This is a genomic window from Aeromicrobium sp. JJY06, from assembly GCF_044069275.1.
GTDB lineage: Bacteria > Actinomycetota > Actinomycetes > Propionibacteriales > Nocardioidaceae > Aeromicrobium > Aeromicrobium tamlense.
Map to the genome: position 1 here is coordinate 1331335 of NZ_JBIMRD010000001.1, position 25143 is coordinate 1356477.

General features: G+C 71.3%; 24 protein-coding genes. 21 read left to right on the forward strand and 3 right to left on the reverse strand.

The window, feature by feature from the left end:
• Position 1 precedes the first annotated feature (1 nt).
• The 6 genes from ACGWYL_RS06610 to ACGWYL_RS06635 all read left to right on the forward strand — a co-directional run bounded on the left by ACGWYL_RS06610 (position 2) and on the right by ACGWYL_RS06635 (position 5354).
• Positions 2-2074 carry a fructose-specific PTS transporter subunit EIIC gene (locus ACGWYL_RS06610; RefSeq protein ID WP_395486736.1) on the forward strand — a complete coding sequence of 691 codons (2073 nt, stop codon included), beginning with the start codon at positions 2-4 and terminating at the stop codon, positions 2072-2074.
• Positions 2075-2085: 11 nt separating this feature from the next.
• Positions 2086-2343, forward strand: coding sequence for an HPr family phosphocarrier protein (locus ACGWYL_RS06615; RefSeq protein WP_179427112.1), 258 nt, complete (start codon positions 2086-2088; stop codon positions 2341-2343).
• A gap of 95 nt (positions 2344-2438) precedes the next feature.
• Positions 2439-2882 (forward strand): OsmC family protein, encoded by a 444-nt coding sequence (locus tag ACGWYL_RS06620; protein WP_395486737.1) that lies wholly within the window; start codon positions 2439-2441, stop codon positions 2880-2882.
• 191 nt (positions 2883-3073) lie between these two features.
• Complete coding sequence (locus ACGWYL_RS06625) at positions 3074-3745, forward strand: nitroreductase (protein WP_179427108.1); 672 nt, start codon at positions 3074-3076, stop codon at positions 3743-3745.
• The gene (locus ACGWYL_RS06630; RefSeq protein WP_179427106.1) at positions 3742-4608 is read left to right on the forward strand and encodes an alpha/beta fold hydrolase; all 867 of its coding nucleotides are present in this window, start codon (positions 3742-3744) and stop codon (positions 4606-4608) included. The genes ACGWYL_RS06625 and ACGWYL_RS06630 overlap by 4 nt, the downstream gene beginning before the upstream one ends.
• Positions 4605-5354 (forward strand): enoyl-CoA hydratase-related protein, encoded by a 750-nt coding sequence (locus ACGWYL_RS06635; RefSeq protein ID WP_395486738.1) that lies wholly within the window; start codon positions 4605-4607, stop codon positions 5352-5354. The genes ACGWYL_RS06630 and ACGWYL_RS06635 overlap by 4 nt, the downstream gene beginning before the upstream one ends.
• Here ACGWYL_RS06635 and ACGWYL_RS06640 read toward each other — a convergent pair.
• Together ACGWYL_RS06640 and ACGWYL_RS06645 are read right to left on the reverse strand one after the other, a co-directional pair.
• Positions 5341-7155 carry an endonuclease/exonuclease/phosphatase family protein gene (locus ACGWYL_RS06640; RefSeq protein ID WP_395486739.1) on the reverse strand — a complete coding sequence of 605 codons (1815 nt, stop codon included), beginning with the start codon at positions 7153-7155 and terminating at the stop codon, positions 5341-5343. The genes ACGWYL_RS06635 and ACGWYL_RS06640 overlap by 14 nt on opposite strands.
• Before the next feature lie 89 nt (positions 7156-7244).
• On the reverse strand, positions 7245-8645 hold the full coding sequence (locus ACGWYL_RS06645) for a hypothetical protein (RefSeq protein WP_395486740.1): 1401 nt from the start codon (positions 8643-8645) through the stop codon (positions 7245-7247).
• Between the two features lie 70 nt (positions 8646-8715).
• Between ACGWYL_RS06645 and ACGWYL_RS06650 the strand changes: the two genes are divergently transcribed.
• From ACGWYL_RS06650 to ACGWYL_RS06715, 14 genes are all read left to right on the forward strand, one after another.
• Positions 8716-9687, forward strand: coding sequence for an NADPH:quinone oxidoreductase family protein (locus ACGWYL_RS06650; protein ID WP_179427098.1), 972 nt, complete (start codon positions 8716-8718; stop codon positions 9685-9687).
• Between the two features lie 4 nt (positions 9688-9691).
• Positions 9692-10360, forward strand: coding sequence for a histidine phosphatase family protein (locus tag ACGWYL_RS06655; RefSeq protein WP_269304649.1), 669 nt, complete (start codon positions 9692-9694; stop codon positions 10358-10360).
• A gap of 16 nt (positions 10361-10376) precedes the next feature.
• Positions 10377-11135, forward strand: coding sequence for an SDR family oxidoreductase (locus tag ACGWYL_RS06660; protein WP_395486741.1), 759 nt, complete (start codon positions 10377-10379; stop codon positions 11133-11135).
• A gap of 169 nt (positions 11136-11304) precedes the next feature.
• Complete coding sequence (locus tag ACGWYL_RS06665; RefSeq protein WP_179427092.1) at positions 11305-12279, forward strand: sugar ABC transporter substrate-binding protein; 975 nt, start codon at positions 11305-11307, stop codon at positions 12277-12279.
• Between the two features lie 229 nt (positions 12280-12508).
• Positions 12509-14017 (forward strand): AMP-binding protein, encoded by a 1509-nt coding sequence (locus ACGWYL_RS06670; RefSeq protein WP_179427090.1) that lies wholly within the window; start codon positions 12509-12511, stop codon positions 14015-14017.
• Entirely contained in the window at positions 14014-14823 is an 810-nt protein-coding gene (locus ACGWYL_RS06675; RefSeq protein ID WP_395486742.1) for an SDR family oxidoreductase, read from the forward strand. The genes ACGWYL_RS06670 and ACGWYL_RS06675 overlap by 4 nt, the downstream gene beginning before the upstream one ends.
• 184 nt (positions 14824-15007) lie before the next feature.
• Positions 15008-15973, forward strand: a complete 966-nt coding sequence (locus tag ACGWYL_RS06680; RefSeq protein WP_179427086.1) for a sugar ABC transporter substrate-binding protein — start codon at positions 15008-15010, stop codon at positions 15971-15973.
• Between the two features lie 13 nt (positions 15974-15986).
• Complete coding sequence (locus ACGWYL_RS06685) at positions 15987-17627, forward strand: sugar ABC transporter ATP-binding protein (RefSeq protein ID WP_179427084.1); 1641 nt, start codon at positions 15987-15989, stop codon at positions 17625-17627.
• The gene (locus tag ACGWYL_RS06690; RefSeq protein WP_179427082.1) at positions 17624-18622 is read left to right on the forward strand and encodes an ABC transporter permease; all 999 of its coding nucleotides are present in this window, start codon (positions 17624-17626) and stop codon (positions 18620-18622) included. Before ACGWYL_RS06685 ends, ACGWYL_RS06690 begins: the two co-directional genes overlap by 4 nt.
• A 78-nt stretch (positions 18623-18700) precedes the next feature.
• Positions 18701-19930 carry an acyl-CoA dehydrogenase family protein gene (locus ACGWYL_RS06695; protein ID WP_269304659.1) on the forward strand — a complete coding sequence of 410 codons (1230 nt, stop codon included), beginning with the start codon at positions 18701-18703 and terminating at the stop codon, positions 19928-19930.
• Positions 19930-20679: an SDR family oxidoreductase gene (locus ACGWYL_RS06700; RefSeq protein WP_218845948.1), complete on the forward strand. Its 750-nt coding sequence runs from the start codon at positions 19930-19932 to the stop codon at positions 20677-20679. Before ACGWYL_RS06695 ends, ACGWYL_RS06700 begins: the two co-directional genes overlap by 1 nt.
• Positions 20676-21734 (forward strand): phosphotransferase family protein, encoded by a 1059-nt coding sequence (locus tag ACGWYL_RS06705; RefSeq protein WP_269304662.1) that lies wholly within the window; start codon positions 20676-20678, stop codon positions 21732-21734. The genes ACGWYL_RS06700 and ACGWYL_RS06705 overlap by 4 nt, the downstream gene beginning before the upstream one ends.
• A complete protein-coding gene (locus ACGWYL_RS06710; RefSeq protein WP_179427078.1) occupies positions 21731-22711 on the forward strand; it encodes a cyclase family protein in 981 nt (326 codons plus the stop codon). Before ACGWYL_RS06705 ends, ACGWYL_RS06710 begins: the two co-directional genes overlap by 4 nt.
• A gap of 43 nt (positions 22712-22754) precedes the next feature.
• Positions 22755-23444 (forward strand): TetR/AcrR family transcriptional regulator, encoded by a 690-nt coding sequence (locus tag ACGWYL_RS06715; RefSeq protein ID WP_179427076.1) that lies wholly within the window; start codon positions 22755-22757, stop codon positions 23442-23444.
• A gap of 20 nt (positions 23445-23464) precedes the next feature.
• Here the strand turns inward: ACGWYL_RS06715 and ACGWYL_RS06720 are convergent, their stop codons facing one another.
• Entirely contained in the window at positions 23465-24217 is a 753-nt protein-coding gene (locus tag ACGWYL_RS06720; RefSeq protein WP_395486743.1) for a nitroreductase, read from the reverse strand.
• A 75-nt stretch (positions 24218-24292) separates the two neighbouring features.
• Between ACGWYL_RS06720 and ACGWYL_RS06725 the strand changes: the two genes are divergently transcribed.
• Positions 24293-25102: an alpha/beta fold hydrolase gene (locus ACGWYL_RS06725; RefSeq protein WP_179427074.1), complete on the forward strand. Its 810-nt coding sequence runs from the start codon at positions 24293-24295 to the stop codon at positions 25100-25102.
• Positions 25103-25143 lie beyond the last annotated feature (41 nt).

The following is a 25143-nucleotide window of genomic DNA, read 5'->3' on the forward strand; positions in this document are numbered from 1 at the left end:
CATGGAACAGCTCATCACTCCCGAGCTGGTGTCGCTCGACGTCGATCTCGGCACCGAGGCCGGGGGCGTCATCGAGGCCCTCGCGGCCCAGGTGGTGGCCGCCGGACGCGCCGGCTCGGCCGTGGACCTCGCGGCCGCCGCCAAGGAGCGCGAGGCGCTCGCGGGCACGGGCGTGCCCGGCGGCATCGCGATCCCGCACTGCCGGACCGCCACGGTCACGGCGCCGACGCTGGCGTTCGCGCGGCTGTCGAACCGCGCCGACTTCGGTGCGCCGGACGGCCCGGCCGACATCGTCTTCATGATCGCGGCACCCGAGGGCGCCGGGAACGCCCATCTCAAGCTGCTCTCGTCGCTGGCGCGGGCGCTCGTGCGCTCGGACTTCACGCAGGCGCTGCGCGACGCGCAGTCGGCCGACGACGTGATCGCGCTCGTCGAGGAGGCCACCTCCGGCGTCGACGTGAAGCAGCCCGCGGCCCCCGCCTCGGCCGCCGCCGAGGCGCCCGCCGGGAGCACGGCCGAGACGGCGGCGCGCCAGCGCGTCGTGGCGGTCACCGCCTGCACCACGGGCATCGCGCACACCTACATGGCCGCCGACGCGCTCGCGCAGGCCGCGACCGACGCGGGCGTCGACTTCGCCGTCGAGCCGCAGGGCTCCTCGGGCAGCACGCCCCTGACCTCCGAGCAGATCGCGAGCGCCGACGCGGTGATCTTCGCGACCGACGTGGGCGTCAAGGACCAGGCCCGCTTCGCCGGCAAGCCCGTCGTGCGCAGCGGCGTGAAGCGCGCCATCAACGAGCCGCGCGCGATGATCGACGCGGCCCTCGCCGCGGCGGCCGACCCGTCGGCGCAGCGCGTCGAGGGCGACGCCGACGCCACCACCGCCGATGCGGCCGGCGACGACGAGCACATCGGCAAGAAGCTCCAGCGCTGGCTGCTCACCGGCGTCAGCTACATGATCCCGTTCGTCGCGGCCGGCGGCCTGATGATCGCCCTGGGCTTCCTGCTCGCGGGCTACGACGTCACGGACACGGCCGGAGACATCCTCGCGAACAACTCGCTGACGAACCTGCCCGAGGCCGGCGACCACGCCCTGTTCGGCAGCGCCTTCCTGTACTACGTCGGCGCGCTCGTCTTCCTGCTCGGATCGTGGGCGTTCAGCTTCCTCGTCCCGGCGCTCGCGGGCTACATCGCCTACGCGATCGCCGACCGTCCGGGCATCGCGCCCGGATTCGTGATGGGCTACGCCGCCGGCCAGATCGGCGTCACCGAGACCAACCCGAACGGCGCCGGCTTCATCGGCGGCATCGTCGGCGGCCTCCTGGCGGGCCTCGTCGCCGCGTGGTTCGCGCACCGCGGCGTCCCGCGCTGGCTGGCCGGCCTGATGCCGGTCGTGGTCATCCCGCTGGTCTCCACGCTGGTGGTCGGCATGGCGATGATCCTCGTGCTGGCCAAGCCGCTCGCCTGGCTCAACGAGGCCCTCGTCGACGGGCTGAACAGCATGACCGGCAGCTCGGCGATCGTGCTGGGCGCGGTGCTCGGACTGATGATGTGCTTCGACCTCGGCGGCCCGGTCAACAAGGCGGCCTACGTCTTCGCCGTCACGGGCCTGTCCACCGCGGGCGCGCTCGACGCCGGCTCGTCGCAGTCCAAGATCATGGCCGCGGTCATGCTCGCCGGCATGGTGCCGCCGCTCGCGATGGCGCTGTCCACGGCGCTGCGGCCGAAGCTCTACGCGCCGGCCGAGCGCGAGAACGGCAAGGCCGCCTGGCTGCTCGGCGCCTCGTTCATCTCCGAGGGCGCGATCCCGTTCGCCGCGGCCGACCCGTTCCGGGTGCTGCCCGCGATGATGGCCGGTGGTGTCGTCACCGGTGCGCTCTCGATGGCCATGGGCGTCACCTGCGTGGCCCCGCACGGCGGCATCTTCGTGTTCTTCGCCGTCGACAACGTCCTGTGGTTCTTCGTCTCCCTGATCATCGGGACACTGGTGGCAGGATTCCTGGTGACCGTCCTCAAGCAGGTCGGTCACGACAAGAAGCAGGCGGCGCTCGCCGCCGACGACCCCGTCACCGTCTGAGAGGACAGCAGATGCCCAGCAAGACCGTCACCGTCGGATCGGCCGTCGGCCTCCACGCCCGCCCGGCCGCCACGATCGCCGCGGCCGTCACCGAGGCCGGGGTGCCCGTCACCCTCGCCGTCGCCGGCGGCGAGCCCGTCGACGCCGGGTCCGCCCTGATGATCATGACCCTCGGCGCCGGCCAGGGGGCCGAGGTCACCGTCGAGAGCGACGATGCCGCCGTCCTGGAGAAGATCTCCGCGCTCGTCGAGGCCGACCTCGACGCCTGACCCGCCGGGTCGCATGACCGGTCGCCGGAATCCACGTCTCCGGCGGCCGGTCGTGCTGTCCGGCGGGTCGTCCCGTCGCGGCCTAGGGTCGTGGCATGAGCGATGAGTCCACCACCCTGCGCAGCGTCCACCTCGTCCGCACCGGACAGATGGAGTACCGGGCCGAGAACGGCCGCGGCGGCGTCATCTCGATCGGCGAGGGCCAGAACACCGACTTCACCCCCGTCGAGCTGCTGCTGGTCGCGCTCGGGGGCTGCACCGGCGTCACGGTCGAGGCGCTGACCAAGCGCGCCGAGCCGAAGCGCTTCGACATCTCGGTCGAGGGCCACAAGGTCAAGGACGCCTCGGGCGGCAACATCATGGAGGACCTCGTCGTCACGGTGGACATCTCGTTCGACCACGACGAGATGGGTCAGAAGATGGCCGACCGCGTGCCCGACGCCATCGAGCGCACCCACAAGCAGCTGTGCACCGTGAGCCGCACGGTCGAGGCGCCGACGCCCATCCGCGTCGTGCAGGTCCGCACGTCCGAGGCCTGAGCCCGCGGAGAGCGGTGAGCCCTCAACCCTTCCCCATGAGGCGCGGTGACCAGTCAACCGAATGACCCTCCCGAACGGTTGACCACTCACCGCCCGTGAGCGGGAGGGGTTGAGGACTCACCGCCCCACCAGCCACACCGCGAACAAACCGTCACGGTTGACGGGAAGTTCGCTGCGGGTACGGTGTCCCCATGGTCGACGAGTCGGACGCCGAGGTCCTGGAGCGGCTGCTGGCCTCGCGCTTCAGCTGCCGCGGCTTCACCGACGAGCCCGTCGCCGAGGCCGAGATCGAGGCGATCGTGGCCTCCGCGTCGCGCACCCCGTCGTGGTGCAACGTCCAGCCGTGGCACGTCGACATCGTGTCCGGCGAGGCGCTCGTCCGGCTCCGCCACGACCTCATGGCCGACGCCTCGCTCGGCTCGGACTACCCCTTCCCGCCCGGCTACGAGGGCGTGCACGCCGAGCGACGCCGCGAGGTCGGCTGGCAGCTCTACCAGGCCGTCGGCGTCGCGAAGGGCGACCGGGAGGGCTCGGCCCGCGAGATGCTGCGGAACTTCGAGTTCTTCGGCGCCCCGCACGTCGCGGTGGTCTCGGCGCCCGCCCCGCTCGGTGTCTACGCCGCGATCGACTGCGGCCTGTTCGTGCAGTCGTTCCTGCTGGCCGCGCAGGCCCGCGGCGTCGCCACCGTCGCCCAGGCCGCCCTGGCGCAGAAGTCGCAGTTCCTGCGCGAGTGGCTCGGCCTGCCCGAGGACCGCCTGATCGTCTGCGGCATCTCCTTCGGCCACGCCGACCCCGACCATCCGGCCAACTCGTTCCGGGCCGGCCGGGCCCCCCTGCACGAAGTGACGAGGTTCCATCGGTGACCGTTCCCGAGTGGTTCACGTGGGCGCTCGACGAGAAGCCCCAGCACCTCGAGATCGAGGTCGACGACGTCCCGATCGCGTACCGCGCGTGGGGCGAGCCCGGCGCACCGGTGGTGGTCCTCGTGCACGGTGGCGCCGCGCATTCCGGCTGGTGGGATCACGTCGGCCCGCACCTCGCGGTCGACCACCGCGTCCTCGCGCTCGACCTGAGCGGCCACGGCGACAGCGGCCGCCGCGACGCGTACACGCTCGAGGCCTGGGCCCGCGAGGTCATGGCGGTGGCCACCTCCGAGACCAGCGCCAAGCCCGTCGTCTTCGGCCACAGCATGGGCGGCTTCGTCGCCCTCACCGCCGCGCGCGAGCACGGCGCCGACATGCTGGGCGCGGCCGCGATCGACTCGCCGGTCAAGGAGGTCTCGGCCGAGGCGCGCTCGTGGCGCAACGACCGCGCCGACCTCTCGATGCCGCTCTACCCCGACGCCCGCACGATGGTCGCACGCTTCCGCACGCTGCCCGAGGACCCCTCGTGCCTGCCGTACATCCGCGACCACATCGCCCGCGGCTCGATCCACCACGTCGTCCGGGCGGACGGCTCGGGCTGGACCTGGAAGTTCGACCCGCGCGTCTTCCTGCGCTCGAGCATGGAGCCCGCCGACGTGGCCCGCAGCGCGTGCGAGGTGGCGCTGTTGCGCGGCGAGCGCGGCATGGCCACCACCGACATCACCGAGGAGATCCGCTCGCGGCTCGGCGGCAACGTGCCCGTCACCGTGATCCCCGACTCGGGACACCACATCATGCTGGACCAGCCCACCGCGCTCATCGCGGTGCTGCAGACCCTGCTCGGACAATGGAGGAATCGATGACCGACCTACTGGTCGACCGCACGGACGGCGTGCTGACGCTGACCCTGAACGCCCCGCAGCGGCTCAACTCGGTCACGACCGAGATGTTCGAGCAGATGAGCGACGCGCTCGAGGACGCCGAGGGCGTCCGCGTCGCCGTCCTCACGGGCGAGGGCCGCGCGTTCTGCTCGGGTGCCGTGATGGCGCCGGGTGCGACGAACACCGGCATCCTCGAGGCCGCCGACCGCCTCATCCACGCGCTCACGGGCGCGCCGTTCCCCGTGGTCGCGGCGCTGAACGGCCTCGCGGCGGGCATCGGCTCGTCGCTCGCGCTCGCCTCGGACTTCCAGGTGGCCAATGAGGACGACTACTTCCTGCAGGCGTTCGTCAACGTGGGCCTGATGGGCGACGGCGCCGCGCACGAGCTGATCGCCGCCTCCATCGGCCGCGCCCGTGCCACCCGCATGCTCATGCTGGGCGAGCGGCTGCCGAACCCCGAGGCGTACGCCGCCGGCCTCATCACGCACTGCGTGCCCGCGGGAGAGTGGCAGGCCACGGTGGACGGCCTCGTCGAGAAGCTGGCGTCGGGCCCCACGATGGCGTACGCGCGGATCAAGTCCGCGATCAACGCCGCGGCCCTGCTGCACCTCGACGAGACGCTCGCCACCGAGACGGTCGAGCAGGGCGTCCTGGGCGCCTCGCACGACTTCGCCGAGGGCGTCGCCGCGTTCAGCGAGAAGCGTCAGGCCAAGTTCACCGGGGCCTGAGCGTCGCGACCACCGGCAGGTGGTCCGACGCCCGCAGGCCGGGCACGTCGACGTCCACGGCCACCAGGTCGGCCGTCGAGAACACGTAGTCGATCCTCTTCACGGGGTCGTCGGCCTCGCTCGTGCTCGCGCCGCCCGGAGCGGCGTCGACGAGGCCGATGCCCGTGACGTGGCGATGGGCCTCGCTGCCCTCCTGCATGTTGAAGTCGCCGCCCACGACCATCGGGCCGCCGAGCCCACGCAGCCAGACGGCGAGGTCGGCCGACTGCTCGGTCACGCCCTCGTCGTCGCCCACCGGCTGCAGGTGGGTGGAGACGAGCCAGCGGGCGTCCCATGGCGCCTTCGGGCGCACCGCGATCGCCTGCGCTCCGGTCACGGCGCCGTGCGAGGGCAGCGCGATGCGCTCGACGTCGGCTGCCTCGGCGTCGAGGAGGACCGCGTCACCCCAGACCGGGTCGGCCGCGGCGCCGAACCACGCCGTCCGGCCGGTGAGTCGCTCGAGGATCGCGAGCTGGTCCTGGCCGCCGTTCAACAGCCAGCCCCGGTCGATCTCGCTGATCAGTCCCACGTCAGCGGAGACGAGGATCGCGGCCACGGCCTCGGGCCGGAAGTCGCCGTCCATCCCGTAGCCCATGCGCAGGTTGTAGGCGGCCACCCGGAGCTCGCCGTCGCGTGGGCCGTCGGTGTGGAAGGTCCGGATCGTCAGCGCGGGCGCGAAGGCCGCGGCGAGGGCCGCCGCGACGGCAGCGGCCCCGATCCCGCCGAGGGTCCTCGGACTCGCCGCGGTCCCGTTCCGTGCTGGTGCGGAGGCGGCGGCGACGCCGATCACCGCGGCGAGGACGACAAGTAGCCAGTCCGCGCGATAGCCCAGGTCGTAGCCGGCGTAGTAGGCGAAGAGCAGTGCGCCCCAGAGGACGCCGCCGAGCGCGACGACGACTGGCGTGCCCCGATCGCCCTGATCGGCGGCGCACCAGAGGTGGGCGAGGGCGGGCATGCCGACGGCAAACGCGAGGACCGTCCAGCTCGGCAGCAGCCCGTCCGCGTCGGTGACGACGGCCGAGGCGGCGACCGCCGCGACGAGGACGACCGACGCCAGGATCGACGACCACCGGGTGACCCGGACGAGGGTCAGGGCGATCGCCGCCGTCGCCCCGAACGCCACGGCGGCGAGTCCGGCCTCGTCGAGGGTGGCCGACGCGCGACCGGCGTTGGCCACGATCACGCCGGCGAGGAACAGGCCGGGCAGGAGGGTCCACGCGAGGCGGCGACCGATCCGCGTTCCGTCGCCATCGACCCGCGCGGTGGCGAGGCAGGCGGCGACCTGGACGACCAGGAGCGCCCACGCCCAGGCGTCGTCGCGCCACACCGCGCCCCAGGTGCCGAGGGCCGCGTGGGTGGTGACGGACAGTGCGAGTCCCGTGACGACACCGGTGACGGCGGCGTCTCGGACGCGGGGGAGTGCGAGCGCGAGCCACGTCATCGCCGCCACCGTGCCGATCGACGCGACGGTCAGGTGCGGCCGGCCGCCCTCGGTGAGCTGGAGCGCGACCCGGCAGGTCAGCGCGACCACGAGCGCCGCGGTCGCCACGACGAACGCGTGGCGGGTGCGCGCTGCGATCGCGACGACGACCACCGGCACCAGCAGGCAGCCGAGCGCGAACGCGCCGATCAGCTCGGGCGGCGTCGAGGCCGCCTGGCCGAAGATCGTGATGAGGGTCGGGGTCCACGCGCGCCACAGGTCGACCAGCAGCCACGTGCCGGCGGCGAGGTGGACGACGGGCAGGACCGCAGGTCGACTCATGCCCACCGTTCTACCGGTCCGACGGCCTCACGTCCCGGCTCTCCGGCTCCTCGGCCCCGGCGAGTGCCACTCACGGAGAGCGGGCGGAGTCAGGCGCGCGAGCCGGCGAAGCCGAGGACCGCGGCGAGGCCGAGGGCCGAGCGCGGGTGGTAGGCCGCGGTCCACAGTCCGCCGTGGGCGGCGGCGTAGGCCTCCTCGCGCCACGGCTCGTCCGAGGGCGCGTGGCCGCTGCGCAGGTCGTGAACCAGCAGCGCCGCCATCAGCACGTTGCTGGTGGCGGGCTCGAACACCTCGACCCCGAACCGGTGCGCGCCGGCGTAGGCCGCGGCCAGGGCGCGGTTCTTCACGACCGAGGCCGTCCGGGTGGCCGGGGCGACGTTGAGCGAGACCGTCGCACCGTCGTGGCGGGCGGCCGCGGCGCGCCACCGCTGCACGCGCTTCGCCAGCGCGTAGTTCGGTCCCTGCTGCGGCACGAGCGAGTCGCACACGCCGATCTCGACGTCCGGCGGATAGTTCCGCTGCAGCAGTCGTCCGCCGCTGAGCATCCGGAACGGCGCGCGCACGAGGCTGCGACCGCTCGCGTAGTTCTCGTTCGAGGTCGTCACGGCGCCGGCCGGCACGGCGAACACGTCGGTCGGCGTGGCCAGGTAGGCCAGCGCGGTGTCGGGCCGCTGCGAGAGCAGCCGCGCCGCCAGCGCGTCGGCGGCCATCGACACGCGCACGTGCGTGGCGCCGTCGGCGTAGCAGTACGTGCCGAGGACGAGGCGGCCGTCGATCCCTTCGATCCAGCGGCCCAGCTCGGGCAGCGAGTGCAGCAGGTCGGCGCCGGTCTCCTTGCCGCCCACCGGCACCCTCACGCGTCCCGCGCCCTCACGGGCGTGGTCGCGGATCCGCTTCTGGATGTCGGCGCGCGGGAGGTCGACCGCGACGACGTCGGCGCCCCAGCGCAGCAGTGAGCGGTACGGGCCCATCTCCGCGCCCGCGCCCAGCACGACGACCGTGTCGCCCTCGAGCCGCAGCCACTCGGGGTGCGCGGCGACCTCGCGGATCGCGTCGGAGAACGTCGGCTCGACGACGCCGCGCGCCACCCAGTCGTCGAGCTGCGCGTCCAGCTCGGCTCCGGTCAGCCGGCGCCCGTGGTACGGCACGCTGAGCTCGGTCTCGGCCTCGCCCTCGCCGGCGATCTCGACGGTGGTCCAGGGCTCGCCCTCGGCCGGTGCGACCAGCGCGTCCGCCAGGCTCGCGTCGCCGCAGCGCATCTGCTCGGAGATGCTGCGCAGACCCTCGGTCGCGATCGTCACCGCGTCGGCCGGTTCGCCCAGTCCCGCCTCGACGAGACGCGAGAAGTGGGTGAGGTAGCCACGGCGCCAGTTGGTCTCGTGCTCCGCGGCGCGGGCGCCCACCGGATCGACCTTCCGGAGCGCGTCGGCGACGACCTGTCGGGCGGTGGCGGTGGAACTGTCGGTGGGGAAGCGGACTCCGGTGGCCATAACGTGAGGATATCCTCAGATTGTGGACGAGGGGCTAAGCAAGCGCTTAGATATCCGCTACGCTCGCTCCATGCGAGCGATCCAGATCACGTCCCTCGACGGTCCCGAGGCCGTCGAACTCCTCGAGGTCGAGGCCCCGAAGCGCGGCGAGGACCAGGTCCTCATCGACGTCAAGGCGGCCGGCGTCTCCTTCCCCGAGCTGCTGCAGAGCCGCGGCATGTACCAGCTGAAGCCGCCGCTGCCGTTCACGCCGGGCTCCGAGGTGGCGGGCGTCGTGGTCGAGGCCCCGGCCGACTCCGGCTTCGCCCCGGGTGATCGCGTGGCCGCGCTGCCGATGCTGGGTGGCTTCTCCGAGCAGGTCGTCGCCGACGTGCTGCTGACCTTCCCGCTGCCCGACTCGGTCTCGTTCGCCGAGGGTGCCTCGTTCATCTTCAACTACGGCACCGTCTACTTCGCCCTGGTCAACCGCGGCGGTCTCGCCGAGGGCGAGCGCGTGCTGGTGCACGGTGCCTCGGGCGGCATCGGCACGGCAGCGATCCAGGTGGCGAAGGCGTTCGGCGCCGGCCACGTGATCGCCGTGACCTCCACCGACGCGAAGGGCGAGATCGCCGTGGCCGCGGGCGCCGACGAGTACGTGCTGTCCGAGGGCTTCAAGGACGCGGTCAAGGCGTCCGGCGGCGTGGACATCGTCGTCGACCCCGTGGGCAACCCGGCGGGCGGCGACCGGTTCACCGACTCGCTGCGCTGCCTCGTCGACGACGGCCGCATCCTGATCATCGGCTTCACCGCCGGCGAGATCCCCAAGATCGCCGCGAACCGCCTGCTGTTGAACAACCTGTCGGCGGTCGGCGTCGGCTGGGGCGCCTACGCGATGAAGCGCCCGGGCCTGATCAAGCAGCAGTGGGAGGCCATGGCCGAGCACCTCGCGTCGGGAGCGCTCAAGCCGGTCGTCGGTCAGTCGTTCCCCCTCGAGAACGCCTCCGAGGCCCTGCTGACGCTCGACCGCGCGCAGGCCACGGGCAAGCTCGTGCTGGAGGTCTGAGCACGTGGGAACCCTGCACCTGGTGCGTCATGGTCAGGCGTCCTTCGGCACCGACGACTACGACCGCCTCAGCGAGCTGGGCACGCGCCAGTCGGCCGCGCTCGGCTCGGCCTGGGAGGCCGGGGGAGTCGTGTTCACCGACGCCATCGCCGGGGGCATGCTGCGGCACGCCCAGACGGCGATCGCCGCGATCGACGCCAGTGGCCTGGGCGAGGAGGACGCCGACCCGGGCCTGTCGGGGTACGAGATCGACCCGCGCTGGAACGAGTACGACCACCTCGCCGTCGCCACGGCCTTCGACCCGGGTGCGCTGACCAAGAACTCCAAGGAGTTCCAGGCCGCGCTGAACGAGGCGATCGACGTGTGGCGTCGCGGCGAGGGCGACTTCGCCGAGCCCTACAAGCTGTTCCGTGAGCGGGTCCTGGCCGGCTTCGAGGAGGCCGTCCGGCTCGCCTCGGGCAAGGGCCGCCGCGTGCTGGTGTTCACCTCCGGCGGACCCATCGCGATGGTCGCCTCGCAGCTCATCACCGGCGACGACTCGGCGTTCCAGAAGCTGAACGACGTCGTGGTGAACAGCAGTGTCACTACGCTCATGGTGGGCGCGACCGGCCCGCGGGTGCTGACGTTCAACGACCACGGGCACCTGCCCGCGGCCGACGTCACCTTCCGCTGACACCACGAGGAGCGACATGCGACGGAACACGCTGATCACGGGCGCCAGCTCGGGCCTGGGCGAGGGCATGGCCCGGCACCTGGCCGCGTCGGGACACCACCTGGCCATCACCGCCCGGCGGGTCGAGCGGCTGGAGGCGCTGCGCGACGCGCTCGTCGCCACGCACCCCGGGATCGAGGTCTCGGTGCACGCGCTCGACGTCAACGACCACGACGCCGTGTTCCGCGTCTTCGGCGAGGCGGCCGACGCCCTCGGCGGACTCGACCGCGTGGTCGTCAACGCGGGCCTGGGCAAGGGCGGCCGGATCGGCACCGGGAAGTTCGAGGCCAACCGGCAGACCGCGATGACCAACTTCGTCGCCGCGCTCGCGCAGTCCGAGGCCGCGATGCAGCACTTCTACGAGCGGAACGCCGGCCACCTCGTGCTGATCTCGTCGATGTCGGCGATGCGCGGCATGCCCTCGTCGATGACCACCTATGCCGCGACCAAGGCGGGCGTGGCCCACCTCGCGGAGGGCATCCGTTCCGACCTCATCGGCCGCAAGGGTCACGACATCAAGGTCACGACGCTCTACCCCGGCTACATCGCCAGCGAGATGAACGAGCAGGTGGCGCAGGAGCAGCGGCTGATGGTCGACACCGAGACGGGCACCGCCGCGATGGTGAAGTACATCGAGAAGGAGGTCGTCGACGCCGCCGTCCCCGCCTGGCCCTGGGCGCCGATCGGCCAGGTCATGAAGCACGCTCCGCTGTCGGTCGTGCGCAAGCTCGTCTGAGCGCTCCCCGACGGAAGGGGCAACTGGATGACTCGTCGGCACTATTGAAGTTGAGTTTGACTTCACCTAGGTTCAGCGTGACCTACCTCACATCGGGCTCGTCCGAGACGCCGGGGAGGAGGTCATGAGTCCGCCCATCGGTGAGCGGACTCGAGCTTGAGGAGGCTCGATGAACGTTCGACGCATGGCTCTCGGGGCGACGATGGTCGCGGCGCTGGCGACAGCCGCCGCGTGCGGGAACTCGACAGGCGACGGTGACGGTGGCGGGGGAGACGACTCCTACGACATCGGCATCGTCCAGTTCTCGGCCACCGACGAGACCGCCGAGAAGGCGATCAACTCCTACATCGACTACGCCGACGAGCAGGACTGGAACGTCACGAAGGTCGACCCGCAGGGCTCGGTGGACAAGGCGATCAGCGCCGTCAACGACTTCGTCCAGAAGGGCGTCGACCTCATCATCGTCACGGTCTTCCCGACCGACCAGATCACCGGCGGCGTCCGTGCCGCCACCGAGGCCGGCATCCCGATCATCTCGTTCAGCGGCGGCTCCGGCGAGGGCGTGCCGCTCAACGCCGACTCCGGCGCGCTGGTCTCCACCGACCTGTCGAAGCAGCTCGTGGAGGACATGGGCGGCGAGGGCGAGCTGCTGCTCCTGGGCTACAAGAGCGGTCTGCCGTGCATCGGTCGCGAGGAGGCGCTGAACGAGGCGCTCGAGGGCAGCGACATCACCGTCACGCGCCAGGAGGTGGCCATCCCCGGCCAGGTCGAGAGCGGCACGAAGTTCACCCAGGCGTGGCTGGCCAAGAATCCGAAGGACAGCGGCAACCTCGCGATCTGGGCGTGCTTCGACGACCCGGCGCTCGGCGCGGTCAGCGCCCTGCGGTCGGCCGACCGGACCGACGTCAAGGTCTACGGCATCAACGGCACGCCGGCCGCGGTGACGGCGGTCCAGTCCGGCGCCATGCGTGCGACGGCGTTCATCGACGTCGCCGGCGCCGGCCGCGAGCTGGCCGAGCGCACGCCCGAGGTGATCGAGGGCGGCGTCGACGCCGAGCCGGAGGACATCCCGATCCCCACGTTCGTGGTCACGAAGGAGTCCTACGACGAGTTCGCGCAGAAGTACCCGGACGAGGTGAAGTGACGGCTCACCGTCCTTCCACCCGTCCGTGAGCACGCCGGAGCGCCCGGCACCGCCCTGCGGTGCCGGGCCTTTCCGCGTGTCCCGGCTGTTCGACGCGGCCTGGAGGGTCGCTGTCCATGGCCCGAAAAGATTTCTGAAATTGAGTTCAGATTCCTATTGAACCTGTGATCGGTTTCACATACGTTGCTCGGTGACATAGGTCACACGCAGCGTCGAAAGGTCCCCCCGCATGGTCAACATCGCCGCCGATGTCTGGGCTCACGCCGAGTCCGATGCCGATCGCGTCGCGATCCGCTCGCCCCGCACCATCACCTTCGGCCAGCTGCGCCGGACGAACGAGCAGGTCGCCGGAGCCGTCCGCGCCGCGGGCGCCGCGCCGCTCGACCGGGTGCTGTTCATCGCCCCGAGCATCCCGGAGTTCCCCGAGATCTACTACGGCCTGCACGCCGCCGGCGTCACGGTCATCACGATGAACACGATGTCGACCGAGCCGGAGATCGGCTACGTGCTCGACGACTCGGGCGCCTCGCTCGTCATCGCCTGGCACGAGTGCGCCGACAACGCGCGCGCCGCCGCCGCCGACAGGGGCCTGGACTTCTGGCAGATCGACGCCGGCTTCTCGTTCGACGCCGAGCCGCTCACCGAGCCGCACCAGCACGCGGCCCAGGACACCGCGCTGATCCTCTACACGTCGGGCACGACGGGCCGCCCGAAGGGCGCCGAGCTCACCGCCGCGAACCTCGTCGACACGGTGACGTCGTTCCAGCCGGTGCTCAACATCGATCCCGACGACCGCTTCGGCACCGGGCTCCCGCTCTTCCACGTCTACGGACAGGCCGTCTGCATGAACACGACGCTGTCGACCGGCGCCTCGTTCTCGCTGGTGCACCCCTTCGACCCGAAGGTCATGCTCGACGTGATGGTGGCCGACGAGCTCACCACGCTGGCCGGCGTGCCGACGATGTGGAACGCGATGCTGCACGTCGGGGGCGACTACACGGCCGACGACTTCACCGCGCTGCGACTGGCCACGTCGGGCGGCGCGAGCCTCCCGGTCGAGGTCATCCGGGCGTTCAAGGACCGCTTCGGCTGCGCGATCCTCGAGGGCTACGGGCTGACCGAGTCCACGGGCGCCGCGACCTTCAACGACATCAACCGCGAGCAGAAGACCGGAACGGTCGGACCCGCGCTGCCCGGCTCGACCATCGAGGTCCGCGACCCCGAGGGCAACGTCCTCGGCGCCGACCAGCCCGGCGAGGTCTACATCCAGGGCCCGACGATCATGAAGGGCTACTGGAACCGGCCCGACGCGACCGCCGCCGACCTGCGCGACGGCTGGCTCAAGACCGGCGACATCGGCACGCTCGACGCCGACGGCTACCTCAGCATCGTCGACCGCGTGAAGGACCTCATCATCCGCGGTGGCTACAACGTCTACCCGCGCGAGGTCGAGGAGGTGCTGTACGAGCACCCCGACATCGTCGAGGTCGCGGTGGTGGGCGTGCCGGACGAGCACTACGGCGAGGAGATCGCCGCGGTCACCGTGCTGACCGAGGGCTCCGAGGCCACGACCGAGAGCATCCGCGCCTGGGCCAAGGAGCGGCTCTCGGCCTACAAGGTGCCGCACCTGTTCGCGTTCGTGGACGCCCTCCCGAAGGGCGCCACGGGCAAGATCCTCAAGCGGGCGATCGACCGCGACGAGCTGCGCTCGGTGGCCGCGCAGGGGAACCGCGCATGAGGCTCGACGGCAGCGTCGCGATCGTCACGGGCGCCGGTGGCGGCATCGGCGCGGCCCTGTGCCGGCGCTTCGTGGAGCACGGTGCGCGCGTCGTCGCCACCGACCTCGACGAGGGCCGCCTCAAGGAGGAGGTCGACGCGATCGCCGCCGACCACCCCGGCACGATCGAAGCGCTCGCGGGCGACTGCTCGGATGTCGAGCACATCAAGGCCACGATCGCACTCGCCGAGTCGGCGTTCGGCCCCGTGGACCTCTACGCCGCCAACGCGGGCGTGGGCCTGGGCGAGAACCTCGACGCGACGCCGTCGGACTGGCAGACCTCGATCGACGTCAACGTCATGGCGCACGTCCGGGCGGCCGAGCTGCTCGTCCCGGGCTGGCTCGAGCGCGGCAGCGGCCACTTCCTGTCCACGGCGTCGGCCGCCGGCCTGCTGACCCAGATCGGCTCGGCGACCTACTCGGTCACGAAGCACGCCGCGGTCGCCTTCGCGGAGTGGCTGTCGGTCACCTACGGGTCGCGCGGCATCGGCGTCAGCTGCCTGTGCCCCATGGGCGTCAACACGGCGATGCTCAACAGCGGCGCCGACTCCGACAGCGCGACGGCGCGTCAGGGCGCGAAGGCCGTCACGCAGGCGGGACTCGTCCTGGAGGCACTCGAGGTGGCGGACATCGTCGTCGAGTCGCTGGGCACGGACGAGTTCCTGATCCTGCCGCACCCCGACGTCCTGGAGTTCTACCACCGCAAGGGGTCGGACTACGACCGCTGGCTGCGCGGCATGCGCCGCTATCAGGACTCCCTCGCGTGACGAGGGATCTCAGACATCGCCGCGACCTCGCGTCGCGGCATGCGTGGAGCCGCCCGCTCGGACGACTGCACGACGGCGACCGCACGCGCGGCCGTCGGGCGTCGACCGGATGCACCGCATCCGGCCTCGCCACAGGGGGACCGGTGAACCACCCCGTAGGTGGTCAAGAGCTTGAGGAGGCTCGATGAAGTTCCGACGCATCGCACTGGGAGCGACCATGGCTCTCGCCCTGGGCACCGCTGCCGCCTGTGGAGGCTCGTCCTCCGGATCCGACGGCGGAGACGACAGCTACTCCGTCGGCATCGTTCGCTTCGCGCCGAGCGAGGTCACGACCGAGGCCGTCATCAACAAGTACACGAAGCTCGCCGAGGACGAGGGCTGGGAGGTCACGACGGCCAACCCCGACGGTGCCGTCGACAAGGCCATCGGCGCGATGCAGGACTTCGTGCAGAAGGACGTGGACCTGATCATCGTCTCGGTCATCGAGTCGAAGTCGCTGACGGCGGGCCTGAAGTCCGCCAAGGCCGCGGGCATCCCCGTCGCGTCGATCGCGGGCGGCGGCGCCGACGGCGTCACGTTCGACCTGGTCGTCTCGCCGGGCACCGAGGTCCCCGAGGCCATGGTGAAGAACATGGGCGGCAAGGGCCGCGTGCTCGCGCTGGGCTACAAGCCGGGCCTGCCGTGCCAGCTGCGCGAGGATGCCTTCAACAAGACCGTCGAGGGCACCGACATCACCGTCGACCGCCAGGAGGTCCTGATTCCGGGCCAGCTGGAGTCGGGCCAGAAGTTCGCCACGACGTGGCTGGCCAAGAACCCGAAGGGCTCCGAGCCGCTCTCCATCTGGGCCTGCTTCGACGACCCGGCGATGGGCGCGATCGTGGCGGCCAAGCAGGCCGGTCGTGACGACGTGAAGATCTACGGCTACGACGGCACCCCGCCCGCGCTGAAGGCGCTCAAGGAGGGCCAGCTCGCGGCCACCGCGGCTCCGGACACGGCGGGCTCGGCCCAGATGCTGTTCGACGCGACGCCCGACGTGATCAAGGGCGGCGTGGACGCCGAGCCGAAGACCGAGGAGATCCCCTTCCCGATCATCACGCCGGAGACGCTCGACCAGTACCTGAAGGACAACCCCGGCGCGGACGCGTCCTGAAGGGCTGGTTGACATGACGATCCGTCCAGAGCTCGACGTGCCCGCGCAGGGCGACGAGGGGGAGAAGATGACCGGAGCCACTGACAGCGTCCGGCCCGGACCGGAGCCGACGACGACGGGGCTGCTCCAGATGCGTGGCATCTCCAAGTCGTTCGGCGGCAGTCGGGCTCTGGACGGCGTCTCGATCGAGGTCGAGCCCGGCTCGGTCCACGCCCTGTGCGGGGCCAACGGCGCCGGGAAGTCGACCTTGGTCAAGATCCTCGCCGGCCTCGAGCGGGCCGACGAGGGTGAGATCCTCCTCGACGGCCGGCGCGTCGAGGTCGCCAATCCGCGCGATGCGGCCGACCTCGGCCTGAGCTTCATCCACCAGGAGCTGAACCTGGTGCCGAAGTTCTCGGTGCTGCGGAACATGGCGATGGGATCGGGTCATCCCGGACGATTCGGGATCCTCGACCTGCGTCGCCTGCGCCGCGAGGCCAAGGCCGTGCAGGAGCGGCTCGGGTTCGACATCCCGCTGGACGTCGAGGTCGAGCAGCTGTCGGTCTCGGACCGGTGGATGGTCTCGCTGGGACGCTCGCTCATGCGCGATGCCCGGTTCATCGCGATGGACGAGCCGACGGCCTCGTTCACCGACGAGGAGGCCAGCCGACTGATGGCGGTGATCGAGGAGCTGACGTCCGACGGCGTGGGCATCCTCTACATCTCCCACCGTCTCGACGAGGTGCTCGAGGTCTCCGACACGATCACGGTGTTCCGCAACGGGCAGAAGGTCGCCACGCTGGACTCGGCGCAGACCGACCGCCAGGAGCTGACCACCCAGATCGTCGGCCGCGAGGTCGAGAAGCTGGTGTCGCGACTCGAGGCCGAGGCCGACGAGACCGTCGCCGAGACCCGGCCGGTGCGGCTGTCGGTGCGGAACCTGAGCCGTGCGCCGCGGGTGATCGGTGCCTCGTTCGACGTCCACGAGGGCGAGATCGTGGGCATCGCCGGCCTGGTCGGCGCGGGCCGCACCGAGCTGGCGCGGCTGCTCATCGGCGCCGACCGGGCCACCGGCGGCACGATGACGCTGAACGACGCGCCGTACGCGCCGAAGTCGCCGCACGAGGCACTGCGCGCGGGCATCGCGCTCGTGCCCGAGGAGCGGCGCAGCCAGGGGCTGGTCCTGACCGACACGGTCGAGAACAACCTCGCGATGGCCGAGCACGGCTCGTCGCCGAGCATGCGCTCGCGGTTCCGGCCGAAGTCGTCCCGGGCCACCGGGCAGGCCCTCATGGAGCGCTTCTCCGTGAAGGCCCGCTCGATCCGCGACACCGCCCACCACCTCAGTGGTGGCAACCAGCAGAAGGTCGTCGTCGGCAAGTACGTGCGGACCAGTCCCGGTCTGCTCGTGCTGGACGAGCCGACCGTGGGGGTGGACGTCGGCGCTCGCGCCGAGATCTACCGGATCATCACCGGACTGGCCTCCGAGGGCACCTCGGTCCTGGTCATCTCCAGTGACTTCGAGGAGCTCGCGATCTGCGACCGCGTCCTCGTGATGCGTGGGGGACAGCTGGTCGCCGAGGTCCCGGCCAGCGAATTCGACGAGGACCACCTCACCGCACTGTGCTTCGGAAGCCACGAGAGCTCCGGCACCACCGAAACGGAGGAAGCATGACCACGCTCATGGAGAACGAGCCGACCGCGGAGGCGCCGGCCTCGAAGTCCCACTACTTCGAGTGGTTCGGCCGCTACGGCGCGCTGCTCGTGCTGGCGGCGCTCATCATCGTCACGTCGATCCTGGCGCCGAACACCTTCCCCACGGTCGACAACGCGATCAACATCCTGAACCAGAGCGCGCTCTCGGCCATCATCGCGATGGGTCTGACGTTCGTGCTGGTGACGGGCGAGTTCGACCTCAGCATCGGCAACACGGCGAGCCTCGCCGGCGTGGCCGCGTGCTGGCTCATGGTGAACCAGGACTTCTCGATCCCGCTCGCGCTGGTGGCCATCCTGGTCGTCGGCGGCATCGTGGGCCTGATCAACGGGTTCGTCGTCACCTTCATGAACGTCTCGGCCCTGGTGGCGACCCTGGGCGTCGGCACGATCGTCATCGGCGTGAACTACATGATCTCCGACGGCGCCCCGGTCGCCCTCGGCGATCCGGACGCGTTCCTGGAGATCACGTTCGGCCGCTTCCTGGGCATCCCCTACCCCGTCTACATCATGCTCGTCATCGCGGCGCTGCTGTGGTGGCTGCTCAACCGCACGGTGCTGGGCCAGTCGATGCAGGCCGTCGGCGGCAACCGCGTGGCGGCCGAGCTGTCGGGCATCCGGGTCGACCGCGTGCGCGTCATCGCGTTCGTCGTCTGCTCGATGTGCGCGGCGGTCACCGGCTTCCTGCTGGCGTCCCGCACGGGCAGCGCGGCGGTCTCGGCCGGCGACACCTACCTGCTGAGCGCGTTCGCCGCGTCGTTCTTCGGCTCGGCCGTCCTGCGCGACGGGCAGTTCCACATCCTGGGCACGCTCGTCGGCGTCATCACCGTCTCGGTCGGCTTCAACTCGATCGCCCTGATCGGACTCGAGACCTACTGGCAGTACTTCTTCCAGGGACTGCTGCTGATCCTCGGCGTCGGCGTCGGAACGCTGGCCCGCCGGCGCGCGGCTGCCTAGCGTCGCCACTTCACGAAACCCTTCCCGCGGGGCGCCGGACGCCGGCGCCCCGCACCCCCACCCTGAGGAGACAGATCGATGGACTTCGAGCCCGATGCGATGACGCGTGAGTACCAGGACAAGCTCAACGCCTTCATGGACGAGCACGTGTACCCGGCCGAGGCGGTGTACCACCAGCAGATGGCGGAGTCGGGCAACCCGAACTTCCACCCGCCGGTCCTGGAGGACCTCAAGAAGACCGCCCGCTCGCTGGGCCTGTGGAACCTGTTCCACCCCCACAAGAACGAGGAGTGGGGCTCGCCCGGCCTGACGAACCTGCAGTACGCGCCGTTGGCCGAGATCACCGGTCGCAGCCCCTACCTGGCGCCCGAGGCGATCAACTGCAACGCCCCCGACACCGGCAACATGGAGGTCCTCCAGCTCTTCGGCACCGACGAGCACAAGGAGAAGTACCTCAAGCCGCTGCTGGCGGGCGAGATGGCGTCGGCGTTCTGCATGACCGAGCCGGCCGTGGCCAGCTCGGACGCGACGAACGTCGAGCTGCGCATGGTGGCCGACGGCGACGAGTACGTGCTGAACGGCCGCAAGTGGTTCGCCTCCAACGCGCTGCACGCGAACTGCCGCGTGCTGATCGTCATGGGCAAGACGAACGTCGAGGCCGAGACGCACCGTCAGCAGTCGATGATGGTCGTCCCGATCGACACCCCCGGCGTCACCGTGGTGCGCGGTCTGCCCGTGTTCGGCTACATGGACCGTGAGGGCCACGCCGAGATCCTGTTCGAGGACGTGCGGGTCCCGAAGACCGCGCTCCTGGCGGGCGAGGGCGACGGCTTCATGATCAGCCAGGCCCGCCTCGGCCCCGGCCGCATCCACCACTGCATGCGCTCCATCGGCATGGCCGAGCGCGCGCTGGACCTCATGATCGACCGGGCGCAGGCGCGCACCACGTTCGGCGAGCCCGTCGCGAACCGCTCCAACATCCAGGACTGGATCGCCGAGGCCCGCATCGAGATCGAGGCCACCCGCCTGCTCGTGCTCAAGACCGCGTGGCTGATGGACACGGTCGGCAACCAGAAGGCCCGCACCGAGATCGCCGCGATCAAGGTCAAGGCGCCCGAGATCGCGCTCAAGATCATCGACCGCGCCATCCAGGTGCACGGCGGCGGCGGCGTGACGGACGACTTCCCGCTCGCCAGCTTCTACGCCCACCAGCGCACCCTGCGCATCGCCGACGGACCGGACGAGGTGCACAAGCGCACCCTGGCCCGGGTCGAGCTGCGCCGCCGCGCCTCGGAGCGTGACGCCTGATGGATCTCGGACTCGCCGGCAAGACCGCTGTGGTGACGGGCGCATCGCGGGGCATCGGCCTCGCGATCGCCCGGGCCCTGCACGACGAGGGCGCGAACGTCGTCCTCACCGCGCGGAAGGAGGAGGACGCCGAGTCCGCCGCTCGCGAGGTGGGTGAGCGTGCCATCGGCATCGGCGCCCACGTCGTCGACGAGGCCGCGTCCCGCACGTGCCTCGAGCGCACGCTGGAGCGGTTCGGCAGCATCGACGTCCTGGTCAACAACGCGGGCACGAACCCGGCCTTCGGCTCGCTCGTGCAGCAGGAGCACTCGCGCTTCGCCAAGACGCTCGACGTGAACCTGTGGGGTCCCACGCTGTGGACCCAGCTGGCGCACGAGCTCTGGATGGGCGAGCACGGCGGCTCGGTGGTGCACACCGCGTCGCTCGGCGCGTTCGCCGTGGGCCCGAACCTGGCGGTCTACCACGCCTCGAAGGCGGCGCTGGTGCACCTGACGCGCCACCAGGCGCAGGAGCTGGGCCCGGGCATCCGGGTCAACGCCGTGGCTCCCGGCGTGGTGCGCACGCGCCTGGCCGAGGAGCTGTGGAAGGAGCACGAGGAGGCCGTCGCGGCGAACACCCCGCTGCGCCGGATCGGCGAGCCCGAGGACATCGGGTCCGCCGTCGCCTTCCTCGCCGGCACGACCGCGAGCTGGATCACGGGGGAGACCCTCGTGATCGACGGCGGCCAGCGCTGGGGGAGCGGACGGTGACCGTCGCCCTGGAGCTGGACGCCCTCGCGGGCTGGATGCGTGGCCGCGGCATCGACGTGGGCGGGACGATCTCCGCGACCCGCGTCGGCCGCGGCCAGTCCAACCTGACCTACCGGCTCCGGGACGAGGAGGGCCGGCAGTGGATCGCGCGCCGGCCCCCGCTGGGCGAGCTGCTCGCCTCGGCCCACGACGTGGTGCGGGAGCACCGTATCCTGTCGGCCCTGCAGGACACGCCGGTCCCGGTGCCGAGGATGGTGGGGGTCTGCGAGGACCCCGCCGTCTCCGACGTGCCGGTCGTGGTGATGGAGCACGTCGACGGCATCGTGCTGGACACCATGGAGATCGCGGAGTCCCTCGACCCGTCCGTCCGGCGTGAGGTGGGCCTGGGCATCGCGCGCACCCTCGCGGCGATCCACGCCGTCGACGTCGACGCCGTCGGCCTGGGCGACCTCGCGTCGCGGTCGCCCTACGCGGAGCGCCAGCTCAAGCGCTGGACCCGTCAGTTCGAGGCCAGCCGCACCGCCGACCGCCCCGACCTCGACGAGCTGACCGCCCTGCTGCAGGCCCACGTGCCGCCGCCGGGCGACCTCTCGCTGGTCCACGGCGACTTCCACATCCGCAACGTGATCGTCGACGGCGACACCGGCGCCCTGCGCACGGTGCTGGACTGGGAACTGTCCACCCTCGGCGACCCGATGGCCGACATCGGCAGCACCCTGGCCTACTGGCCCGAGACCGGCGAGACCGCGAGCGGTCTCTTCGAGGCCTCGACCCTGCCAGGGTTCCCCACCCGCGCCGAGCTGGCCCAGGCCTACCTCGACGCCTCCGGGCGCGATGGCGACACGCTCGCCTTCTGGCACGTCCTGGGCGTGTGGAAGGTCGCGATCATCTGCGAGGGCGTCTACCGGCGCACCCTCGACAACCCGGCCAACACGGCCGAGGGCGGAGCGCCCACCCCCGAACGCATCCAGGCGATCATCGACCACGCCTGGCACGTCGCCGAGACGACCGGACTGGCCGGCCGTCGGCTCACCACCCCGAGAGGACGACCATGACCGAGAACGCCACCACCGAGACCACCGCGCCCGACACCGAGGCCGTGCTGGCCGAGTCGCCCACCAACTGGGGCAAGTGGGGCCCGGACGACGAGGTCGGCTCGCTGAACTACCTCGGTCCCGAGGAGGCCGTCCGCGGCGCCGCGGCGATCGTCTCGGGCGAGACCTTCACCCTCCAGGTGCCGATGGGCTCGCCCGGCCACGGCGACCCGGTGTGGCCCGGCCGCGAGCAGATCCAGCGCGAGAACGTCATGGACGAGGGCTTCTTCCAGCGCGGCGAGGGCGACGAGACCCCCGGTGGCGCGCACTACGCCGACGACAAGGCGACGATCTACCTGCAGGCGTCCACGCAGTACGACGCCCTCGGCCACGTCTGGTACGGCGGCAAGATCTGGAACGGGTTCGACGCCACCGAGACGGTCGGCCACATGCGCAAGGCCTCGGTCCTGCCCATCGCGCAGAAGGGCATCGTCGGCCGCGGCATCCTCATCGACATGGCCCGCCACCGCGGCAAGGACCACCTCGACAAGGGCGAGACGTTCACCCACGTCGACCTCGTCGAGGCGGCGAAGGCGCAGGGTCAGGAGATCCAGCCCCGCGACGTCCTCCTCATCCGCACCGGCTTCATCGGCCACTGGTACGAGACGACGCCCGAGGACTTCTACGCCGACTTCTGCGAGCCCGGCCTGACCTACTCGCCCGAGCTCGTCTCGTGGTTCCAGCGGATGGAGATCCCGAACCTCGTCACCGACACCATCGCGAACGAGGTCACGATGGACCCGAACCACGGCGTGGTGCTGCCGCTGCACAGCGCGCTCATGCGCAACCTCGGCGTCACGTTCACCGAGATCGCCTGGCTCGACGACCTGGCGGCCGCCTGTGCTGCCGACGGGCGGTGGACGTTCCTCTACACGGCGGCCCCGCTGAAGGTCGTCGGCGGCACCGGAGCGCCCGTCAATCCCGTGGTGATCCGGTGAGTCCGGGCGACAAACAGTTACCGGACAGTAGGATCGACGTGTCATGAGCGAAGCAGAAGCAGAGGACGTCGTCCGCGAGCTGCCGACCCTGGTCGACACCTCCCGGGTCCGCGAGATGCCCACCACCGCGCGCGGCGTGCGCACGCGCGCCGCGCTGGTGGCCACCGCCCGCCAGGTGTTCGAGCGCGACGGGTTCATCAACTCGCGGCTCGCCGACATCACGGCCGGGGCGAACTGCTCGATCGGCACCTTCTACACCTACTTCGACAGCAAGGAGGAGATCTTCACCGCTGTCATGCAGGCGGCCGCCGACGACATGCTGCACCCGGGCCTGTCCCGCGTCGACGACGACCTGAGCAACGTGGCGGGGATCCTCGAGGCGAGCAACCGCGCCTACGTCGAGGCGTACAAGCGCAACGCGAAGCTCAACCTGCTGCTCGAGCAGGTGGCCACGATCGACCCGGACTTCCGCAAGCTGCGCCTCGAGCGCGGCAAGGCGTTCGCCGAGCGCAACGCGCGGTGGATCAAGCGGCTCCAGGACGCCGGCTACGCCAACCCCGAGCTCGATCCGTACATGACGGCACGCGCGCTCTCGCCCATCCTGGGGCGCATGGCGTACCACGTGTTCGCCCTGGAGGAGCCGGGCATGAGCGAGGACGCGATCGTCCGCACGGCGACGCGGGTCTGGATGGACGCGCTCGGCGTCCCGCTGGACGGCTCCAAGCGCGCCTGAGGCCTACTCGAATCCCACGCTCAGTCGAATCCCACGAAGCGAGCGACCTCGTCGACCGACTCGCGTGCCGAGCGCACGTGGTTGGCGGCGAAGTCCTCGTCGGGATAGCCCATCGCGACGGCGGTGAAGATGACGTGGTCGTCGGGGATGCCCGCCTCCCGGCGCACCGCGGCGCCCTGCATGATGCCCTGGCTGTTGATCACGGTGCCGAGCCCGCGTGACCACGCGGACAGGACGAGCGCGTGCACGACGGCGCCGAGGTCGAAGTGCGCGATCGGGCTCACGGCCTCGAGGCTGCGGTCGTGCGCGATGACGATCGACACCGGCGCGTCGAACTGGCGGAAGCCGCGCATCGTCCAGTCCAGCCGCGCGTCCTGGTCCTCGCGGGCGATCCCCATCGCGCCGAACAGGCGCTTGGCGATGTCGACCTGCCGGTCGCGGTGCACGCCCTCGTAGCGCTCGGAGACGGTCACGTCGCGCTGGATCGGGGCGCCCGCCAGCATGAGCCGCGTGTTCTCCTCGCGGATGCGGTCGAGGACCTCGCCCGAGAGGACGTGGAACTTCCACGGCTGGGTGTTCATCGACGACGGCGCGAGGATCGCGTCGGCGAGGACGTCGCGGATGACGTCGGCCGGGACGGGATCGGGCCGGTAGCCGCGGACGCTGCGCCGGCCACGGAGGAGGTCGGCGAGCGGCGCCTCCGGTCCGGCGCCGAGGGCCTGCTGCTCCAGCGAGCCGGCGCGGGCGGGGGACAGGGCGCTCTCGGAACTCATAGTCGAAATCATATTCGGTTTCAGGTTAGTGTGACCCAAGGCCGTGACACAGGTCACACGAGAGGATCCCCCCAGATGACGACCATCCACGCAGCAGGCAGCACGTTCCACGTCGAGGACACGGGGGAGGACGACCTCCCCACGGTGGTGTGCCTCCACTCCCTGTTCCTCGACCACCGCATGTTCGACGGCCTCGTCGAGGCGGGCCGCGGCCGGTTCCGCTTCGTCCGTCCCGAGTTCCGCGGGCAGGGCGCGAGTGCCCCCGCCGAGACCGACGAGGTGACGATGGAGCAGGCCGCCGGCGACACCGCGGCCGTGCTCGACGCGCTCGGGATCAGCGATGCGCTGGTCGTCGCCTCGTCCATGGGCGGCGACGTCGCCGCCCGCCTGGCCGCCTACCGTCCCGACCTCGTCCGTGCGCTGGCGTTCGTCGGCTCGTCCGTGCGCGCGGAGCCGCCGGAGAAGGTCGAGGAGTACGTCGCGTTCGCGACGAGCGCCGCGCAGGACGGCTTCGTGGGCGACACGCTGGAGTTCCTGAAGCAGGTCATGCTCGGGCAGTCGACCCTGGCCGACCCGCAGAAGAAGGACGTCGTCGACCTGTGGTCCGGGCGGATGAGCGAGCTGCCCGCCGAGCTCCTGCCCGCCATGGTCGGGGTCATGCGGCGCAAGGACGCCACGCCGCTGCTCCCGTCGATCGCCGTGCCCTCGCTCGTGGTCTCGGGCGAGGAGTGCCCCGTGCGGCCGCCGGACTGGGCGGCCGAGCTGGCCGACGGCCTGCCGGACTCCGAGCTCGTGATGGTGCCGAAGGTCGGCCACAGCCCGCTGCTCGAGGCTCCCGACACGGTCGAGCCGAAGGTGCTCGACTTCCTCGCCGCGCACGCCTGAGACGACGAACGGCGCCGGAGCGATCTCGCTCCGGCGCCGTT

Bases quoted from the DNA above. Each gene is read 5' to 3' on its own strand.
- ACGWYL_RS06610 (WP_395486736.1), top strand. From the start codon at position 2: ATGGAACAGCTCATCACTCCCGAGCTGGTGTCGCTCGACGTCGATCTC.
- ACGWYL_RS06615 (WP_179427112.1), top strand. From the start codon at position 2,086: ATGCCCAGCAAGACCGTCACCGTCGGATCGGCCGTCGGCCTCCACGCC.
- ACGWYL_RS06620 (WP_395486737.1), top strand. From the start codon at position 2,439: ATGAGCGATGAGTCCACCACCCTGCGCAGCGTCCACCTCGTCCGCACC.
- ACGWYL_RS06625 (WP_179427108.1), top strand. From the start codon at position 3,074: ATGGTCGACGAGTCGGACGCCGAGGTCCTGGAGCGGCTGCTGGCCTCG.
- ACGWYL_RS06635 (WP_395486738.1), top strand. From the start codon at position 4,605: ATGACCGACCTACTGGTCGACCGCACGGACGGCGTGCTGACGCTGACC.
- ACGWYL_RS06640 (WP_395486739.1), bottom strand. From the start codon at position 7,155: ATGAGTCGACCTGCGGTCCTGCCCGTCGTCCACCTCGCCGCCGGCACG.
- ACGWYL_RS06645 (WP_395486740.1), bottom strand. From the start codon at position 8,645: ATGGCCACCGGAGTCCGCTTCCCCACCGACAGTTCCACCGCCACCGCC.
- ACGWYL_RS06650 (WP_179427098.1), top strand. From the start codon at position 8,716: ATGCGAGCGATCCAGATCACGTCCCTCGACGGTCCCGAGGCCGTCGAA.
- ACGWYL_RS06660 (WP_395486741.1), top strand. From the start codon at position 10,377: ATGCGACGGAACACGCTGATCACGGGCGCCAGCTCGGGCCTGGGCGAG.
- ACGWYL_RS06665 (WP_179427092.1), top strand. From the start codon at position 11,305: ATGAACGTTCGACGCATGGCTCTCGGGGCGACGATGGTCGCGGCGCTG.
- ACGWYL_RS06670 (WP_179427090.1), top strand. From the start codon at position 12,509: ATGGTCAACATCGCCGCCGATGTCTGGGCTCACGCCGAGTCCGATGCC.
- ACGWYL_RS06675 (WP_395486742.1), top strand. From the start codon at position 14,014: ATGAGGCTCGACGGCAGCGTCGCGATCGTCACGGGCGCCGGTGGCGGC.
- ACGWYL_RS06680 (WP_179427086.1), top strand. From the start codon at position 15,008: ATGAAGTTCCGACGCATCGCACTGGGAGCGACCATGGCTCTCGCCCTG.
- ACGWYL_RS06685 (WP_179427084.1), top strand. From the start codon at position 15,987: ATGACGATCCGTCCAGAGCTCGACGTGCCCGCGCAGGGCGACGAGGGG.
- ACGWYL_RS06690 (WP_179427082.1), top strand. From the start codon at position 17,624: ATGACCACGCTCATGGAGAACGAGCCGACCGCGGAGGCGCCGGCCTCG.
- ACGWYL_RS06695 (WP_269304659.1), top strand. From the start codon at position 18,701: ATGGACTTCGAGCCCGATGCGATGACGCGTGAGTACCAGGACAAGCTC.
- ACGWYL_RS06700 (WP_218845948.1), top strand. From the start codon at position 19,930: ATGGATCTCGGACTCGCCGGCAAGACCGCTGTGGTGACGGGCGCATCG.
- ACGWYL_RS06710 (WP_179427078.1), top strand. From the start codon at position 21,731: ATGACCGAGAACGCCACCACCGAGACCACCGCGCCCGACACCGAGGCC.
- ACGWYL_RS06715 (WP_179427076.1), top strand. From the start codon at position 22,755: ATGAGCGAAGCAGAAGCAGAGGACGTCGTCCGCGAGCTGCCGACCCTG.
- ACGWYL_RS06720 (WP_395486743.1), bottom strand. From the start codon at position 24,217: ATGAGTTCCGAGAGCGCCCTGTCCCCCGCCCGCGCCGGCTCGCTGGAG.
- ACGWYL_RS06725 (WP_179427074.1), top strand. From the start codon at position 24,293: ATGACGACCATCCACGCAGCAGGCAGCACGTTCCACGTCGAGGACACG.